Origin of the sequence: Bacillus sp. WMMC1349 (assembly GCF_013155385.1) — a bacterium.
GTDB lineage: Bacteria > Bacillota > Bacilli > Bacillales > Bacillaceae > Bacillus.
The window spans coordinates 3084576-3101235 of the sequence record NZ_JABJUQ010000007.1; the positions used below are offsets into that span (position 1 = coordinate 3084576).

Sequence of the window (16660 nt, forward strand, 5' to 3'; positions counted from 1 at the left end):
GACAAGCCATGGCTATCCGCCATGGCTTGTTGTATGTTATTTGGTTTTCGTCAACTTCGCCTTTAATGTTTTTTTCTTTCCGTCTCTTAACACTTCAAATGTCACAGTTTCACCTGTTTTAGTTTCTGTGTAAAGAATTTTTCTCAGATCAGCAGATTTTTCAGTTGCTTTGCCATTCATCTTGACAATGATATCACTGGATTTCATACCTGCTTTGTCTGCCGGTGATTTTTTCGCCACTTTATCAACATACACACCTTTATTCAACTGATCTCGAGAAAGGTCGAGTGTATTTTTTTGGTACTGCTCAGGAACTTGATCCATATCGATCATTTGCACACCTAAATATGGACGCTCTACTTTTCCTTTATTCAGAAGCTGGTCGACAATTGGGCGTACATCATTGCTCGGGATTGCGAAGCCCAGGGATTCGACACCCGATTGACTGATTTTTAAACTATTAATACCAATCACCTGGCCGCCACTATTAATTAGTGGGCCGCCGCTGTTTCCCGGATTAATTGCCGCATCTGTTTGAAGGACGTTCATTTCATACTGTCCCTCAGATGTAGGAACTTCTATTGTCCGGTTCACACCACTAATAATTCCTTGTGTAACAGTTCTGGAAAACTGTAGACCAAGCGGATTACCAATTGCAATGACTGTCTCGCCAGCACGTAGCTTTGAAGAATCGCCAAAACTTGCGATTTTGTCAACACCTTTTGAACTAATTTGTAAAACGGCTAGATCAGATAAAGCATCACTGCCGACAATTTTAGCCTCGACTGTTTTACCGTTAAACAAAGAAATTTTGACCTTTGAGGCACCTTCAACTACATGATTGTTTGTGATAATATAGGCTTTATCATCATCTTTTTTAAAGATGACACCTGAACCTGTTCCGCCTTGCTCGACTTCATCTTCAGAAAACCCGAAACTGGATTGAATATTTGAGACTCCAACAATCGTTGACTCTAAATCTCTTACCATATCAGCAAAATTATTCGCATCTGTAATCGGTTTAGATGTAAAGTTTTCCTCTTGTTTTGGTTTTTCTGAAACGCTAGCTTGCTCCTGATGGTTGTTAGGCAAAAATGGCATAGCACCTAAAACAAGACCGCCTCCAATAATCCCTCCTAATACCGGGCTTATCCATGATGCGATCCGCCGTTTTTCTTTTACAGTTTTTGTTTCTCTGGATTTTTCCAGTGCTACTGCTGTCTCTTGTTGAGAAACACTTGATTGACTGACAATCGCTTCTGAGTTTTCGGGCTGTTCCTCTGCAACGTGCTCTTCAGAACTTCCTGTTTGCGATATTTTCAGCTCATCTAATGGCTGCTTTTTTTCATTGTTTTCTTCATCATTGTTGTTTTTAAAGTCCATAAGCGTACACTTCCTTTATTATTCTTGTCTTCAACTAATTTTTATGGTAAAAGTTTTAACTATCATTAAAAAATGCTCCATTCAATATTGCTACCTTTCTTCCCTAATGATAGCCTACACAAATGTTATGGGATAAATATTAAAAAAATATGTGAAATTATGAAATTGGACCAGACTTATGTTAAAACTAGTATAATGACGTAGAGAAAGGATGTGAACCCGATTGTCATATACCATTTATCTAGTTGAAGATGAAGAGAATTTAAATGAACTACTGACAAAATATTTAGAGAATGAAGGTTGGCACGTCACTTCTTTTCTCGACGGTAAAAGCGCCCAACCATATATTTGCCAGTCCCCACATTTATGGATTCTCGATATCATGTTACCATATGTCGATGGTTATACGCTAATAAAACAAATAAAAAACCATGATCCAAATGTCCCTGTTATTTTCATTTCAGCACGTGATGCGGATATTGACAGGGTTCTTGGGCTTGAACTTGGAAGCAGCGACTATATTTCCAAGCCATTTCTCCCAAGAGAACTGATCATCCGTGTGCAAAAGCTTCTTAAGCTTGTCTACAAAGACGACATTCAGAGAAAAAAAACCGTTGTTTCTTCATATGAAGTCAGTGAAGACTTACGAGAAGTATACGAAAATGACCAATTAATTAATTTAACATCAAAAGAATTTGATCTTTTGCTTTTTTTTACGAACCATCAGGGTCGAGCTTTCTCAAGGGAAGATATTTTGATAGAAATCTGGGGAGACGATTACTTCGGAACAGATCGAGTTGTTGATGATCTTGTGAGAAGACTGCGAAAAAAAATGCCACATCTAAAAATTGAAACGATTTATGGGTTTGGATACAGGATGTTAAAATCATGAAAAATAAGTCACTAGCTTTTCAAATTTGGACAGTAATCTGCGGTATATTATTAACGATCTCTATTTTATTATTGATTTTATTTTCAACAACATTGAGAAACTTTTTTACAGATGAAATATATTCAAATATTGAAAATGAACAGCATGTCCTAACCGAATATAGCTTTTCTCATTCTCTTGAAAGGGGGTTTGATGATGGAAACGCTTCGCGCAGTGCTAACCGCAATGTTCAACATATGCTCCTTCCGGAGAACGGAGCTCAATATCCACAAATTCTCCCTCGTTCATTTATAGAAAAAGTTCAAACACTTGGAAAGAATCAGGAATCAGAATCAAAAAGGTATTCTGAAAAGGTGGATGGAGAGTATGTTTTCTTTGTACTAAAAAAAATTCCAACTGATCACCAAACATACCTTTTGTTATCATATGCCCTTGATTCATACAGAGATGATTTATCGTTTACGCTGTTTAAACAGCTTTTATTTATTTTAACCGGTGTCATCTTGCTCAGCTGGATACCCTCCATATGGCTGGCAAAATATTTATCCAAACCTTTAGTCACACTTGAAAAACACGTTAAGCGTATCTCAACACAAGATTGGGATGATCCGGTTGTGGTTGATAGAGAAGATGAAATTGGAAAGCTCGGCCATACGATTGAAGATATGCGGCAAAAACTTATTCAAAAAGATGAGACAGAGCGAACACTCCTACAAAATATTTCTCACGACTTAAAAACACCTGTGATGGTCATCCGCGGATATACACAATCAATCAAAGATGGTATCTATCCAAAAGGAGATTTGGAAAATACGATTCAAGTGATTGAAGGCGAAGCAGAAAAACTGGAAAAGAAAATAAAAGGTTTACTGTATCTCACAAAGCTTGATTACTTGTTAAAACAGAAAAGACATTATGGGAGTTTTAATATACAAGAAGTGATACAAGAAGTGATCGAACGTTTGAAATGGTCTAGAAAAGAATTAAGTTGGAAGGTACAACTGGAAAAAGGCACAATGATGACTGGTGATCAAGAGCAATGGAGCAAGCTTATGGAAAATGTTCTTGAAAACCAAATCCGTTATGCAGAATCAATCGTCGAGGTTAGTATGAAATCAGCAAAAACATGTATTTCCATCAAAATAAAAAATGATGGTCCACACATTGAAAAAGAGATGCTATCCAATCTATATGAGCCTTTTAATAAAGGGAAGAAAGGCGAATTTGGAATTGGACTTAGTATCGTTAAACGAATTTTAACACTCCATCATGCAAATATGGAGATTCATAATGACCAAACCGGTGTTTATTATTTGATAACCGTTCCAAAACAATAGACTGTCATTAGTTGCAGTCTTTTTTTATATAAATGAATAACCATTAAAACCGCTGTAATTCGGTTTTACAGCTTTTTTTGGATGTTTCATCCATTTCTTTTCTGCCAGCAGATGTTTTGGGTATTTTACTTTATCTACCTTAATCCCTTGACTGCGCAGACGACTGATCATTCCATCGATTTCTTTCATCAAAATTCACCCTTTCTCAACTATTTTTGACCACTTGGTCACCTTACTTTATAATATAAAGAATATCAAACAAAAAAACAAGTTACAATCTAATTAAAATTGTGACAGAAGCCATGAAGTGACTAGCCAGTCATACTATTTGGAACTCCATCCATTCAGGAAGGTGAAGACCATGAAACAAAAAGAAAAAGTCATCATTGAAAAAGCTATTAAACTATTTGCTAAAAAAGGCTATAATGCAACTTCAGTACAAGAAATTGCAAAAGAATGCCAAATTTCTAAAGGTGCTTTTTATATTTACTTTAAATCGAAAGAAGCGCTTCTCCTTTCAGTCCTACATTATTACTATGATAAAGTCTTTTCCCGAATTCATAAAATTCAAACAGAACATGATAACCCACGGACTGTCTACAGAAAACAACTGATCGTTTTTTTCAAAAACATTTTTGACCATAAAGAGTTTATTATGATGCAATATAGAGAGCAGCCACTTCCATACAATGAGGAAATTGAGGCGTTTGCTAAAAAGATGCGGACAACTACTCTTAAGCTTCATAAAGAAAATATCCAGAATATTTACGGAGCAAACATTGAACCCTATAGTGCAGAATTGTGTTTTTTGATTGATGGAATGAGCGAAGTTTATCTTGAATTAATGGTTTTATTGCACCATTCTTTTGATCTCCATCTTCTTGCTGATCATATCCTTAACTGTATTGATGATCTAGCAATGGGAATGATGAAACGAAGTGAAAGTCCAGTAATATCCAATGAAATGGCGGACAAGTGGTTCGGTCCTTTCTCCAGATTGGATCCCCTAAAAGATAAGCTCATTCAAGACATGCAGATCAAAATAGAAAAATGGTTTAACAGCGATCCTCCTTCAGAACTGCTGGAAAGCCTTAATATTTTAATAGAAGAATTGAAAAAACAAACGCCAAAAAAAGCAATCATTAAAGGGATGTTACTCATTTTGCATGAGTTTGAAGGACTTCGAAAGGAAGTGGATCAGCTGACCGAGTACATTCAAAAGGATATACTGAATTCTTAGAGGGAAACGAGCTGTCTAAAAAGTCCTTTTTCAACATAAATCAGGGGGAATTGCGAGACTCCTGCGGAAACAGCGAGCTAAGCGAGACCCAAGAGGAGCAAGGAACGAGCTCCGAGGAGGCTCGCGGATCGCCCGCGGAAAGCGAGCAAAATCCCCCATTTTTATTCATGCACACGACTTTCAGGACAGCCCCTTTTTGTTATCCTTTCGGGTTCACCATTTCTTCAGGTTTGACAACTTCATCAAACTGCTTTTCGGTTAAAAGGTTCAACTGAAGAGCAGCTTCCTTCAGTGTTAATCCCTCTTGATGGGCAAGCTTTGCAATTTTTGCAGCATTTTCATAACCGATATGCGGATTTAAAGCTGTGACAAGCATAAGTGAATGTTTAAGGTTATTTTCAATCGTCTCATGAGCTGGCTTAATGCCAACCGCACATTTATCATGGAATGAATTCATCCCATCAGCAAGCAGCTGCACCGATTGAAGGACATTATAAATGATTACTGGTTTAAATACATTCAATTCAAAGTTCCCTTGGCTTGCCGCAAAGCCAACCGTTGCATCATTCCCCATAATCTGCGCTGCAATCATGGTCAAGGCTTCGCTTTGAGTAGGATTAACTTTACCCGGCATGATAGAGCTTCCCGGTTCATTTTCAGGAATGACCAGTTCGCCGATCCCGCAGCGCGGACCACTTGCCAGCCATCTGACATCATTAGCAATTTTCATCAAATCGGCTGCCAATGCCTTAAGAGCCCCATGAACATGTGTCAATTCATCATGGCTTGTCAACGCATGAAATTTATTAGGTGAACTTCTAAACGTCTGCCCTGTCAATTGACTGATTTCTTCAGCAACCATTTGACCAAATTGTGGGTGAGCATTAATTCCAGTTCCAACAGCTGTTCCCCCAATGGCAAGATCACGAATTTTTTCCGTTGCTTCAAGGATCATTTCTTTAGAACGGTCAAGCATATAGACCCAGCCGCTGATCTCCTGCCCAAGTGTAAGCGGAGTCGCATCCTGAAGATGGGTACGACCAATTTTGACGATATCTTGAAATGACTTAGCTTTTTCATTGAGTGTATGTTTTAAGCGGTCAATGGCTGGTACGAGCTTTTCATAAATAGCCAGAACAGCCGCAACATGCATCGCTGTCGGAAATGTATCATTTGAGCTTTGGCTACGATTGACATCATCATTCGGATGAATCTTATTGTTTGATCCTTTTTGCTGCAAAAAAGCTGTCCCTCTGTTTGCCACGACTTCATTCATGTTCATATTACTTTGCGTCCCACTTCCTGTCTGCCAGACAACAAGCGGAAAATGACTGTCATAGTTCCCCTTTAAAATATCGTCACATACAGAAACAATCGCTTCCGATTTTTCAGATTCCAGATTCCCTAACCTTTCATTGGCGATCGCTGCACTTCTTTTTAAAATCGCAAACGCATACACAACTTCGTGCGGCATTTTTTCTGAGCCAATTTTAAAATTTTCCTTGCTCCTCTGAGTTTGAGCACCCCAAAACTTGTCTGCAGGAACCTCAATTTCTCCCATTGTGTCTCTTTCAATTCTGACATTCATTATGTATCCCTTCCTTCTCTGGTCTGCAACATATTGAATTCGATGAAAATATCAAAAATCCTCTTTAGAAACATTTTCAATAAAAACGTTTCTAAAAAGACTAGTAACAAAGCGTCAATTCCTTTAAGATATAACAAATGAGAGTCTTTAAAATTTATCAATCTGTCCAATTATGAAATCATCGGAAACAGTTGATGTTGATAAAATAGTTTTGAAAGGGTGATGTACTTGAAGCGGATTTTGCAGATGACAGGTGCTACTTTAGTTGTGACCGCAATCATTTTAGCCAGTTTAATGATCAATGATGTTGTCCTAGAACCATTTATGGAGGATTCACAATCGATGCTGTTCTTTACGATTGGGACTTCTCTTTCAACTCCGATTTTTTGTTTCATCGGCGGATTTATTTTGCTTGGCATGAGCAAACTGATTGATTTGCAAGAAAAGAACAACTCCATACTGGTTGAACAACTAGACGCCATACTCAAAAATAGCACCCGAATGGAGCTTGAAGAGAATGAGCCAATGACCAAGTCTGTTCATATAGACTCATCAGCTCTATCTGAAATTGATGACCGCAAATATTGGAACGGCTGACAACGACAAAGGATCTATTTAACAAGCTTGTTTCGGTGCGCATAGATGGCTGCCTGTGTGCGGTCATCGACCTCAAGCTTGGAGAGAATGTTCGTCACATGAGTTTTGACAGTTTTAATCGTGATAAATAATTCTTCCGCAATATCCTTGTTGGTTTTTCCCACAGCAACAAGTTTAAGAATTTCCAGTTCTCTTGCTGTCAAAGATTCATGACGAGGATGCTCTCCTGATGAATGTCTAAGCTTTGACAACACTTTTCCAGCCACCTTTGCTTCAAGCTTAGATTCACCTATACTTGCTGCCCTGATGGCATCAGCAATCTCACTTGCTTTTGATGTTTTAAGCAAATAACTGAGCGCACCAGCTTCTATAACCGGATAAACTTTATCATCATCGATAAAACTTGTTAGCACAATAATTTTAGGGTCAGGCAACTCACGACAGATGTGCTTTGTTGCTTCAATTCCATCCATTCCCTCCATGACAAGATCCATTAAAATAACATCGGGATGTGTTTCAATCGCCAACTTAACACCATGCCTGCCATCTGATGCTTCACCAATCACCTCGATATCGGGTTGGGCTTCTAAAAAAGCGGACAGACCCATTCTAACCATCTCATGATCATCAATTAATAGCACTCGAATCACTGCGATTCTCTCCTTTTTCTTGTTCAAAGATCGGAACTTTTACATCAACTTGTGTGCCTTTTCCCGCAAATGAAATCACTTCTGCCACTCCGCCTACTTCACTCGCTCTTTCCTTAATGGAATTGAGTCCATATGATGATGTTTTAACGCTAGCCATTTTAAAGCCTTCTCCATTATCAATAACTTTCAACTGCAGTTGCTGGTTTCTGAGCAGTAGCCTGACAGATACTTTCGTTGCCTTGGAATGCCGGAAAACATTTGAAAGTGCTTCTTGAACGATTCTGAATAAATGATCTTCAACACCTTTAGGAAGTTTTCCGATATCTTCAATTTCCCAATCCATTTCGATCGACTGCTTCGCTTTAAACTCGTTGAGAAGATCTGACAATCCTTCTTTTAATCCTTTCCCTTCAAGCGTTACCGGACGAAGATGTAAAAGTAAAGCCCTCATCTCACTTTGTGCATCAGCCGCCATTTTCTCGACCATCCTCAGCCTTTGTATAAATTTCTCACCAACTGAAGGATGAATACCTTCTAAAATAGCGGAAGTCATCATTGAAATTGCAAAAAGTTGCTGACTGACAGCATCATGCAATTCCCGTGCTAACCGCTGCCGTTCCTCGGAAATGACAGATTTTTTCATATGATCTTGCCATTCCGCCCTTTCATTCGACAGTTTTTGCAGAGAAGCAACTTGTCTTTCAATTTGTTCAGCCATAGCATTTAACTGATCAGCCGCAAGTCCGATCTCATCATCGCCAAGCTGTGGAATTCGATAAGCAAAATTGCCGTTCTCATATTTGATAATGGATTCGATTAATTTTTCAAGCCTTTTTTTCAGCTGATTACCGAACATGTAGCCAAAACCAAACCCAACAACCGCACTAATTGAAAAAAGCAGAATAATAAATGGGATGCCGAACCACCTGGAAGTGATGAGAACTCTTGGGTCAAGTTGATAATAAAACAACATGAAACCTAAAATAGAAATAAAGATTGTCAAGCTGACACCTAAAGATAAACGAACAGCGCGCCATTGAATATTTGCTAGTCTGCTATTATTCATATGAAGCGCACATCCACATCACCGATAAACAGAGAAATTGAAATTTTAACACGTCTTGTAGACTGCTGGTAATTTTCTGACTCGGTATACATTTGAGTTCCAATCCCGCTTTTGCGATCACCGATAATGTCTATGTCCCCGATAAAAGCTGAAGAACTGATCGAAATATCTAGATCAGGCGGGACATAAATATCGATATCACCGATAAGTCCAGTGATGGCAATTGTATTTTCCCCCTCTGATATAATGGCTTTTGACAAATCGATTTTAACATCTCCAATAAATCCGGATATATTTAAATCATTTAAGTCAAAAGGTGTTTTCATTAATTTAACATCACCAACAAAAAAGCTATGCTGTCCCGCGCTTTTTCTAAGAGGAATTGAAGAGCCTTCCATCTTTTCTTTTTTCTTATTTTTCGGGTTCTTACGGTCAAAAACAGGCTGGTTTGTTACAAATCTGTAACCGACATAAATCAAAAATGCAGCAAATAAATAACCAAACAGACTGAAAGTAATGTTGAACAAATTATTTAAAATTAAAAAACCCGCAAAAATATACATGACAGAGCCGAGCCACCGGCGTGAATACTTCCGAAAAAAATACCCTGCAAAAAGAAAGGCGAGCGGCCAGAATAGAACATCCCCAAGTCCGCTGTTTTGCAAAAATGCACTGATTCCAAAAAGGACGATGATCAATCCGATCAGTTGTTTTTTTCTAAGACGCATGCTGACTTTAGGCCCTCCTTTCCTTTTTGACATTTATTCAATTGAAACATTCCCGCTTGTGAGCGAGATATCAATTTTATATTTGCCATTTCCGTTTTTTCCAATCAGTTCCCGTCTGTCTCCACTAGTCTCATTAAAGGGATAGGAATGTTTAATGCTTCCACTTGCGGCTGTTGCTTGAAGCTTGATATCAGCATCTTTAGGAAGCTCAAGTTTTGTGTTTCCCGACGTTTGATCAATACTAACAGCATCATTAATTGCTGAAAATGATGCATTCAAATTGCCGGAGGTTTGCTTAAGACTAAGCTTACCTGTGACATTGTCAAGCTCTGTATTTCCTGAAGTGGACACAATATTCGCAGTCTTCGTTTTGATACTTTCTAAGCGAATATTTCCTGACGTCCCTTTTACTGAAAGCTCGTCTGCATACAGCTGATCAATCTTCACACTGCCGCTACCTGAGTTTAGTGATAGTTTTCGCAAAGATAAATGCTCTCCGGTCATTTTCACACTCCCGCTTACTGACCTAATAGACAAATCATCTTTATATTGATATGGCATTCGAAGAATGAGTTGATTTTTTTGAAAGAACGAAAAAAATCCCTTTGCCTGTGCAGACAGACGAAGTGTATGACCTTGTTTTGATGATTTTAAATGTGCGCTGTTACCCGACAGTTCAGCTTTAATATCATCGCGGTGTTCAGCTTTCACCTTGACTGTTAGATGCTTAGCATTAATATCAATATGATTGATTTCCGTGACTGAAGCATTGGCAGATCGGACAGAGTCTTTACTATTACCCCAAAAAACTAAACCATGCCAATCATTATAAGTCAAAGCTGCGAATATTAGAATGCCAGCAATAATCAGCAATTTTCCGCCCGTTTTTTTCATTTGTTTATCCTCTCGGTCAAAGTCTCTCGTTCTTATTATAAGTAAATGTTCCTATGAAAGAAATATAAATTGTAAAAGGGCCTGTCCAATATGTCGATTTTTAACGATTGGACGCCCTTTTCACATGAACAAATACTGTTATATCCGCACTGCTCTTTTCAGACAGTTTCTTTTTTATTCATTTCCGACTGACTCTTGTTTTTCTAAGCCGACCTTTTGGCTCCGCATTTTTTCAAGTTCTTCTTCAACCTCTTTTGCATATTCAAGCCGGCTGTATGGGCTGTTAGATGTTGCCGTAAAATCAGCATAACTATTCACTCTCGTCTCCATTTCTTCAATACGGTTTTCCATTCTCAGAAACTCGCGGTAGGTGCTTTCGTTATCAATTTTGTTAAAAGAGGCATTCATATGTTCTTTTGCTTTAACCGCATTTGCGCGGGCGATGAGTGCGTGTTTTTTATCCTTTATATCACGAAGTTTCACTTCAAGAGTTTGTAACTGCTCTTTTAATTCAACAAGCTGCTGTTTAGCATGTTGATAAGTATCCTGATATTCAGCTGCTTTTGCCTCAAAATACTTCATTTCTGAAAGAGCTTTTTTGGCAAGTTCCTCTTCACCAGCATCAAAAGCAAGTTGTGCCTGATTTTTTCGTTTAACAGCCAATTTTTCCGCTTCTTCATATTTCCCTTTAAAATTTTGCTCAATAACTTGCTGATTTACAATTGTATGTTTTGCCTTGGCAATATCACTTTCCATATCACGAACATATTGATTTAACATGACCCGCGGGTTTTCGAGTTTATCCAATCCTTCATTAATAGATGCAACAACCATGTTTCTTATTCGTTTTAATGCCATAACCTAGTTCATCCTTTCATTTATTGTTTTTTTTTCAAAAAATCTTCCCATTCTGAATCAAAACTTGTATCATATGAAGCCGCAGAAGGCTCTACTTTCCCTGAGAAAAACAGATTTTCTTCTGGATCGCTGTTTTCCTTTATTAAGTTCCAGCCAAAGTAAATCAAGGCGACAGCAAGTGCCATGCCAATTAGAAAAGGAAGCGACCCTCCCAAAAACATGATCCCGATGATGCCTAATACAACAGCGGCAAATTGGTGGCCTTTGCGCCATTTTTTAATAGCGTAATAAACAAACAATGCACCGATTGCCCCAGCAAATAACCCTCCGAAAATACCTCCTCCAAAGAACAGAGAAATACCAAACAGGATGAGAAAAAAACCGATGACTGATTTACCTGTTATTTTCATATCTGCTCCTCCTTTCTTGTTTATACACCTACTATAAACATTTTCATTCTTCGACAAAACGAGTCAGAGATTGATTTTACTGTAAGACCAGAGTCGTATATTGAATAAGACTGAGCATAGAAAAAGCCGTTTCCCTTGGAACGAGAACGGCTTTTGTATGTAAAACTTATTCTAATGCTTTTTTTACTGCTTGGGCAGCATGGATTACAGTTGTATCAAATATTGGCACATCAGAATCCTCCGAATTTATGAGAGCACCAATTTCTGTACAACCGAGAACGATTCCTTCAGCTCCTTGATCAACTAAATGGTTGATGATTTGTTTATATTCATCTTTTGAGGATTGCTGTAAGATCCCTAAACATAACTCTTCAAAAATCACGTTATTGACGGTTTCTCTTTCTGATTCGTTTGGGACTAATACCTTGATACCGTTAGATTCTAATCTTGCTTTATAAAAATCTTGTTCCATTGTGTATTTTGTACCTAATAACCCGACAGTAGCAATGTTTGTTTTTTTGATTTGACTTGCCGTTGCATCAGCAATATGTAAAATAGGTATCGTAATCTTTTCCTCAATATGCTCAATGACTTTATGCATTGTATTTGTGCAAATGACGATAAAATCTGCTCCTGCTTTCTGCAATGACTGAGCAACATCACCTAATAATAATCCTGCTTTTTCCCACTGATCTTCTGCTTGATAACGTTCAATCTCTTCAAAATCAATACTGTACAACAAACATTTTGCTGAATGCAATCCTCCCAATCTAGTTTTTACTTCTTCGTTCATGATTTGATAGTATTCAACCGTTGATTTCCAACTCATTCCGCCGATAAGCCCGATTGTTTTCAAAAGAACTCGACTCCCTTTTCAATCGTTTTCTTTTATCATACACCTATCATCTGTTATGTCAGTACTTTTTTTTCTGTTTAAAAACATTCGCACTTCTTGCATATTCAATATCTTTGATGTTCAGCCTGAAATTGACCACTCTTGCAGCCGCAAACAAATAATCTGACAGTCTGTTTAAGTAGTGAAGCAATACTTCTCGGGTCTCTGTTGTTTTCATTAATGTTACTAGCAGCCGCTCCGCCCGGCGGGCAATTGTTCTGGCAACATGCAAAAATGCCGCTGCGTTTGAACCGCCTGGAAGAATGAATTTTTCAAGCTCAGGCGCTTCTTCACTGTATACATCAATCCGCTTTTCTAAAAATGTAACAGCTTCTTCTTGAAGTTTCTCATTACTTTTCGGAGACAGATGAGCCAATTCACTTCCACAGTCAAACAGTTCATGCTGTATCTTTAAGAGCTCACCTTTGATATCGCTAAAGTTTTTTGAATGAAGTTCAGTGCCAGCAAGACCAATAAAGCTGTTCAGTTCATCAACTGTTCCATAGCATTCAACCATAAGATCGTCTTTGTCAACACGTCCCCCGATCACATGCGTTTTTCCTTTATCCCCTGTTTTCGTATACAGCTTCATGATTCTTTCCCCTTTCTGATCGCTTCTTTTACACATTGATAGACACTCTGGCTGATAAATAAACCAAACGGCGCAGTCTTTAAAGCGCAATCAAATGACGCACCACTTCCATCTGCAACAATTAACACATGATCTAACTGACCGGTTGACATATCGTTTGAAAAGGCTTTTATCGCCTCAACCTTGGCTTCAGTCACGGTTATGAATGCCTGAACAAAAGCCTGTTCAGATAGTTCCCCATTGATCATTAGCCAAATCGTAATACAATCAGCAGCGGCTATCACAGCGACCAAAATTGAAACATGACCTACCGAAACCGGGCGGAAAGCCATATGTTTCGGTTTTGCTGCTGTAAATGTCATACAAACAGAATCTTTTTCAGGGAGTAAACTTTGAGGATCTTCTTGCAAATCTGGAGTAAACCGGCTGATAAACGTTTGTTTCCAACCAATACCTGCCCCGATAGATGCCGATGATAGAACACGAAGTGGCTTCTCCGTCTGCAAAACAAGACCTTCAGTGGTTACTTCAAGCAGTTCTGCAAATGGGACTGCTTGATCTGGTTTTTGTTTTCTATCAGGCTCAATCGTGATCTGCGGATTAGACCGATTTGGATGATCTAATTGTTTAACAACTGTATCATACACATCATTGAGCTTTTTTTCTTGGATTAATTTCTCAGGTGTCTGAAGCTCCTCAATTTCACCACGTTTGAGCAATAGAATCCGATCACAGTAAAGACTTGCCACATTTACATCATGAAATATACTAATGACCGTAAGCTCCTGTTCAATAGAAAGCGTTTTGATAAGGTCAAGCAGCTGTTTTTGATAGGAAAGATCTAAAAAATTGGTCGGTTCATCTAGAAGAAGAATGGAAGGCTCCTGTGCTAAAGCTTGTGCTAAAAAAACACGCTGCTGTTCTCCCCCGCTCAATTCATGGAGGAAACGGCTAGCGAACGAAAGAATACCGGTCTGTTTCATCACTTTTTGGACAATTTGCTTGTCTTGTTCAGTTGATTGTCTAAACAACCCTTTTTGATAAGGATATCGTCCGAATAAAACCGTTTCCTGGACGGTAAAAGGAAAAGCTTGCTCAGTTTTTTGCGGGAGCACAGCCATCATTCGCGCTAAATTTTTTGGATGATAAGAATCAACAGGTTTTCCTGCTAGATGGACAGACCCTTCTGAAGCTAACAATGTGCCACATATCATCTTCAAAAGCGTCGTTTTTCCACTTCCATTCGGTCCTAATATTCCAAAAAACTCCCCTTTTGACACGGAAAAATTGATCTGTTTGACGACATCTGTTCGTCCATAGCCACCAGACATATTACGAACGTCCAACATTGTACATTCCTCCACGCTGTCGTTGAATTAATATGATTCCAAATATAGGTGCTCCAATTAATGCTGTTATAATTCCGATTGGCAATTCGGATGGCTCAATAATGGTCCGTGCCAATAAATCTGCCAGTACAAGAAAACCAGCACCATTTAAAATAGATAGCGGTAATAGATGTCTGTGATCAGTTCCCCATAATAATCGAAGCAGATGTGGTATAACAAGTCCGACAAAACCAATGGTTCCTGAGACAGCAACTGCTGCGCCTGTTAAGACAGAACCTGAGACAAGCACAACAATTTTCCGTCTATTGACATCAACACCAAGCTGTCTCGCTTTTTCCTCTCCATATGTCATGATGTTTAGTTCTCTCCCATTTAACAACAATCCAATCATTCCGCAAACAAAAAAGGGAAGAAAGAGGAGAACATAGTTCCATCCTCTCATTGACACACTTCCAAGCAGCCAATGGATGATTGGTTTTAAATCGTCTCCTGTTAGGGCAATCATTAAAGAAATGAGCGCACCTAGAAATGAACTCATCATAATACCCGTTAAGATCAGTGAGGACAGTGAAAGTGAAGGATGTACCAACCGGGCAAAGAACAAAACGAGCATCATCACAATGACAGCAGATATTACACTTAAAAAGGGGAGGGTAAAACCGGCAATAACCGGCAGCTGGATGCCAAAAAACAATGTAACAACAGCTCCAACTGCCGCACCTGAAGAGACACCTAATGTGTAAGGATCTGCAAGTGGATTTTTCAGCAGTCCTTGAAATCCCGCTCCTGCTACAGCCAGAGCTGCACCAACAAGTGCAGCCAGAATCACTCTTGGAAGCCTGATTTTCATCATGATATTCACTTCTGTTTGATCGACCGTGATTCCTTGAATACCAAACCATTCATGCATAAAAATCTTAAGTATAGCAGGAATGGGAATCTCCAAAGATCCAATAGAGATTCCCAACAGAATAGCGACCATCAGCATGATCACACTGATTAAATAAGCGATCGGCCGGTTATTTCTTAAAAACGTCAGGGTAAATGGTTTTCGCAAGCTCTTCGACCCCTTTAATTAACCTTGGCCCGGGACGAGACACAAGGTCTTGATCCACGTTAAAGACTTGTTTATTTTTAATAGCATTGACAGTACTCCAACCGCTTCGTTTTTTTATCTCCTCAACAGATGCAGCACCGGTTGTTGTGATGATGACATCAGGATTCAACTTCACAATCGCCTCTTCTGTCATCTTTGACCAGCCTTTTTGAGCTGATGCCGCGTTCTTTGCATGGATCACTTCTAGCATTTCATGCATAAATGTACCTTTTCCTGTCGTAAAAATCTCAGGAGCAGGAGATACTTGAACAAAAACCTTTTTTTGTTGATCTGCAGAAATTCCCTCAGATTTTTTTTGAATCGCTGCTAGATCAGATTTCATACTTTTTACAAGGTCTGTCGCCGCCTGTTTAGTGCCTGTTGCCTTTCCAATCAGTTCTATTGATTGATATGTTTCTTCAAAAGATGTAGCATCATTCACAATAACCACCGTAATTCCTGCATCCCGCAACTGGTTCAAACCTTCTTTAGCATTTTGCATTGATGATGCATGAGCCAAGACTAAATCAGGTTTTAAAGAAATAATTTTCTCAGTATTAAATTCCATGCTGCCAATCTTTTCAACTTTTTCAACTTCTTTTGGATATGTATCTAAGTCCGTTACACCGACTACTTTTTTTCCCAGTCCCAGTGCATATGTAATTTCTGTATTGCTCGGCATTAAAGAAACAATTCTTTTCGGTTCTTTTTCAATTTTAATTTCTTTTCTTGAAGCATCTTTTATGCTGACCGGAAAAGCAGTTTCGGCTGTCTTTTCTTGAGTCTTCTGCGTTTCAGTCGGGGCATCTGCTTGTCCGCATCCACCAAGAATGCCAATTGCTAAAAACAGTGAAAATAATAAACCAACAAACCTCTTCATTAAGATTCCTCCTTTGGATAAAATAAAAAACACCTTTACTCTGAGTAAAGATGCAGACGCACTCTCAGCTATTCACACCTACTATACCTTTTTTCGGAATTATTATACTATAACTGTTTCGTGCTGTATATGCGTGATCAAAGAGGTGGTGTCCTGAAAGTCGTATGGATAAATAAAAATTGGGGAATTTGCTCGCTTTCCGCGG

18 protein-coding genes are annotated in these 16660 nt (G+C 38.7%); 4 read left to right on the plus strand and 14 right to left on the minus strand.

Going from position 1 to position 16660, the window contains the following annotated elements:
* Positions 1–36: 36 nt before the first annotated feature.
* Positions 37–1383 carry a S1C family serine protease gene (locus tag HOO54_RS18285; protein ID WP_172297771.1) on the minus strand — a complete coding sequence of 449 codons (1347 nt, stop codon included), beginning with the start codon at positions 1381–1383 and terminating at the stop codon, positions 37–39.
* 223 nt (positions 1384–1606) lie between these two features.
* On the opposite strand from HOO54_RS18285, the gene HOO54_RS18290 reads away from it, so the two are divergent.
* Both HOO54_RS18290 and cssS read left to right on the plus strand, forming a co-directional pair.
* Positions 1607–2275 (plus strand): response regulator transcription factor, encoded by a 669-nt coding sequence (locus HOO54_RS18290; RefSeq protein ID WP_172297773.1) that lies wholly within the window; start codon positions 1607–1609, stop codon positions 2273–2275.
* Positions 2272–3612: a two-component system sensor histidine kinase CssS gene (gene cssS / locus HOO54_RS18295; protein WP_172297776.1), complete on the plus strand. Its 1341-nt coding sequence runs from the start codon at positions 2272–2274 to the stop codon at positions 3610–3612. Before HOO54_RS18290 ends, cssS begins: the two co-directional genes overlap by 4 nt.
* Positions 3613–3636: 24 nt before the next feature.
* Here cssS and spxO read toward each other — a convergent pair whose 3' ends face one another.
* Positions 3637–3801 (minus strand): anti-adapter protein SpxO, encoded by a 165-nt coding sequence (spxO, locus tag HOO54_RS18300; protein ID WP_172297778.1) that lies wholly within the window; start codon positions 3799–3801, stop codon positions 3637–3639.
* Between the two features lie 172 nt (positions 3802–3973).
* Between spxO and HOO54_RS18305 the strand changes: the two genes are divergently transcribed.
* The gene (locus tag HOO54_RS18305) at positions 3974–4852 is read left to right on the plus strand and encodes a TetR/AcrR family transcriptional regulator (protein WP_172297780.1); all 879 of its coding nucleotides are present in this window, start codon (positions 3974–3976) and stop codon (positions 4850–4852) included.
* Between the two features lie 199 nt (positions 4853–5051).
* Here HOO54_RS18305 and fumC read toward each other — a convergent pair whose 3' ends face one another.
* Complete coding sequence (gene fumC, locus HOO54_RS18310) at positions 5052–6440, minus strand: class II fumarate hydratase (protein ID WP_172297783.1); 1389 nt, start codon at positions 6438–6440, stop codon at positions 5052–5054.
* A 222-nt stretch (positions 6441–6662) separates the two neighbouring features.
* Here fumC and HOO54_RS18315 point away from each other — a divergent pair, with 222 nt between their 5' ends.
* Positions 6663–7037, plus strand: coding sequence for a hypothetical protein (locus HOO54_RS18315; RefSeq protein WP_253907712.1), 375 nt, complete (start codon positions 6663–6665; stop codon positions 7035–7037).
* Positions 7038–7051: 14 nt separating this feature from the next.
* Here the strand turns inward: HOO54_RS18315 and liaR are convergent, their stop codons facing one another.
* From liaR to HOO54_RS18370, 11 genes are all read right to left on the minus strand, one after another.
* The gene (gene liaR / locus HOO54_RS18320; protein WP_172297788.1) at positions 7052–7687 is read right to left on the minus strand and encodes a two-component system response regulator LiaR; all 636 of its coding nucleotides are present in this window, start codon (positions 7685–7687) and stop codon (positions 7052–7054) included.
* Positions 7665–8753, minus strand: a complete 1089-nt coding sequence (liaS, locus tag HOO54_RS18325) for a two-component system sensor histidine kinase LiaS (RefSeq protein ID WP_172297791.1) — start codon at positions 8751–8753, stop codon at positions 7665–7667. Before liaS ends, liaR begins: the two co-directional genes overlap by 23 nt.
* A complete protein-coding gene (gene liaF / locus HOO54_RS18330) occupies positions 8750–9481 on the minus strand; it encodes a cell wall-active antibiotics response protein LiaF (protein WP_172297794.1) in 732 nt (243 codons plus the stop codon). The genes liaS and liaF overlap by 4 nt, the downstream gene beginning before the upstream one ends.
* 33 nt (positions 9482–9514) lie before the next feature.
* Positions 9515–10375, minus strand: coding sequence for a LiaG family protein (liaG, locus tag HOO54_RS18335; protein ID WP_172297797.1), 861 nt, complete (start codon positions 10373–10375; stop codon positions 9515–9517).
* A gap of 174 nt (positions 10376–10549) precedes the next feature.
* A complete protein-coding gene (gene liaH / locus HOO54_RS18340; RefSeq protein ID WP_172297799.1) occupies positions 10550–11233 on the minus strand; it encodes a stress responsive protein LiaH in 684 nt (227 codons plus the stop codon).
* A gap of 20 nt (positions 11234–11253) precedes the next feature.
* Positions 11254–11643: a protein liaI gene (locus HOO54_RS18345; RefSeq protein ID WP_172297801.1), complete on the minus strand. Its 390-nt coding sequence runs from the start codon at positions 11641–11643 to the stop codon at positions 11254–11256.
* A gap of 166 nt (positions 11644–11809) precedes the next feature.
* Positions 11810–12499, minus strand: coding sequence for an aspartate/glutamate racemase family protein (locus HOO54_RS18350; protein ID WP_172297803.1), 690 nt, complete (start codon positions 12497–12499; stop codon positions 11810–11812).
* 58 nt (positions 12500–12557) lie between these two features.
* Positions 12558–13130: a cob(I)yrinic acid a,c-diamide adenosyltransferase gene (locus HOO54_RS18355; RefSeq protein WP_172297805.1), complete on the minus strand. Its 573-nt coding sequence runs from the start codon at positions 13128–13130 to the stop codon at positions 12558–12560.
* Entirely contained in the window at positions 13127–14479 is a 1353-nt protein-coding gene (locus HOO54_RS18360) for a heme ABC transporter ATP-binding protein (protein WP_172297807.1), read from the minus strand. The genes HOO54_RS18355 and HOO54_RS18360 overlap by 4 nt, the downstream gene beginning before the upstream one ends.
* A complete protein-coding gene (locus HOO54_RS18365) occupies positions 14463–15536 on the minus strand; it encodes a FecCD family ABC transporter permease (protein WP_172297809.1) in 1074 nt (357 codons plus the stop codon). The genes HOO54_RS18360 and HOO54_RS18365 overlap by 17 nt, the downstream gene beginning before the upstream one ends.
* Entirely contained in the window at positions 15499–16455 is a 957-nt protein-coding gene (locus HOO54_RS18370) for an ABC transporter substrate-binding protein (protein ID WP_172297811.1), read from the minus strand. Before HOO54_RS18370 ends, HOO54_RS18365 begins: the two co-directional genes overlap by 38 nt.
* Positions 16456–16660: the final 205 nt, after the last annotated feature.

Coding starts and splice junctions, on each gene's coding strand:
- HOO54_RS18355 (WP_172297805.1), bottom strand. CDS start 13,130: ATGAAGCTGTATACGAAAACAGGGGATAAAGGAAAAACGCATGTGATC.
- liaG (WP_172297797.1), bottom strand. CDS start 10,375: ATGAAAAAAACGGGCGGAAAATTGCTGATTATTGCTGGCATTCTAATA.
- HOO54_RS18285 (WP_172297771.1), bottom strand. CDS start 1,383: ATGGACTTTAAAAACAACAATGATGAAGAAAACAATGAAAAAAAGCAG.
- liaH (WP_172297799.1), bottom strand. CDS start 11,233: ATGGCATTAAAACGAATAAGAAACATGGTTGTTGCATCTATTAATGAA.
- HOO54_RS18315 (WP_253907712.1), top strand. CDS start 6,663: ATGTACTTGAAGCGGATTTTGCAGATGACAGGTGCTACTTTAGTTGTG.
- HOO54_RS18360 (WP_172297807.1), bottom strand. CDS start 14,479: ATGTTGGACGTTCGTAATATGTCTGGTGGCTATGGACGAACAGATGTC.
- cssS (WP_172297776.1), top strand. CDS start 2,272: ATGAAAAATAAGTCACTAGCTTTTCAAATTTGGACAGTAATCTGCGGT.
- spxO (WP_172297778.1), bottom strand. CDS start 3,801: ATGAAAGAAATCGATGGAATGATCAGTCGTCTGCGCAGTCAAGGGATT.
- HOO54_RS18370 (WP_172297811.1), bottom strand. CDS start 16,455: ATGAAGAGGTTTGTTGGTTTATTATTTTCACTGTTTTTAGCAATTGGC.
- HOO54_RS18305 (WP_172297780.1), top strand. CDS start 3,974: ATGAAACAAAAAGAAAAAGTCATCATTGAAAAAGCTATTAAACTATTT.
- liaF (WP_172297794.1), bottom strand. CDS start 9,481: ATGCGTCTTAGAAAAAAACAACTGATCGGATTGATCATCGTCCTTTTT.
- fumC (WP_172297783.1), bottom strand. CDS start 6,440: ATGAATGTCAGAATTGAAAGAGACACAATGGGAGAAATTGAGGTTCCT.
- HOO54_RS18345 (WP_172297801.1), bottom strand. CDS start 11,643: ATGAAAATAACAGGTAAATCAGTCATCGGTTTTTTTCTCATCCTGTTT.
- liaS (WP_172297791.1), bottom strand. CDS start 8,753: ATGAATAATAGCAGACTAGCAAATATTCAATGGCGCGCTGTTCGTTTA.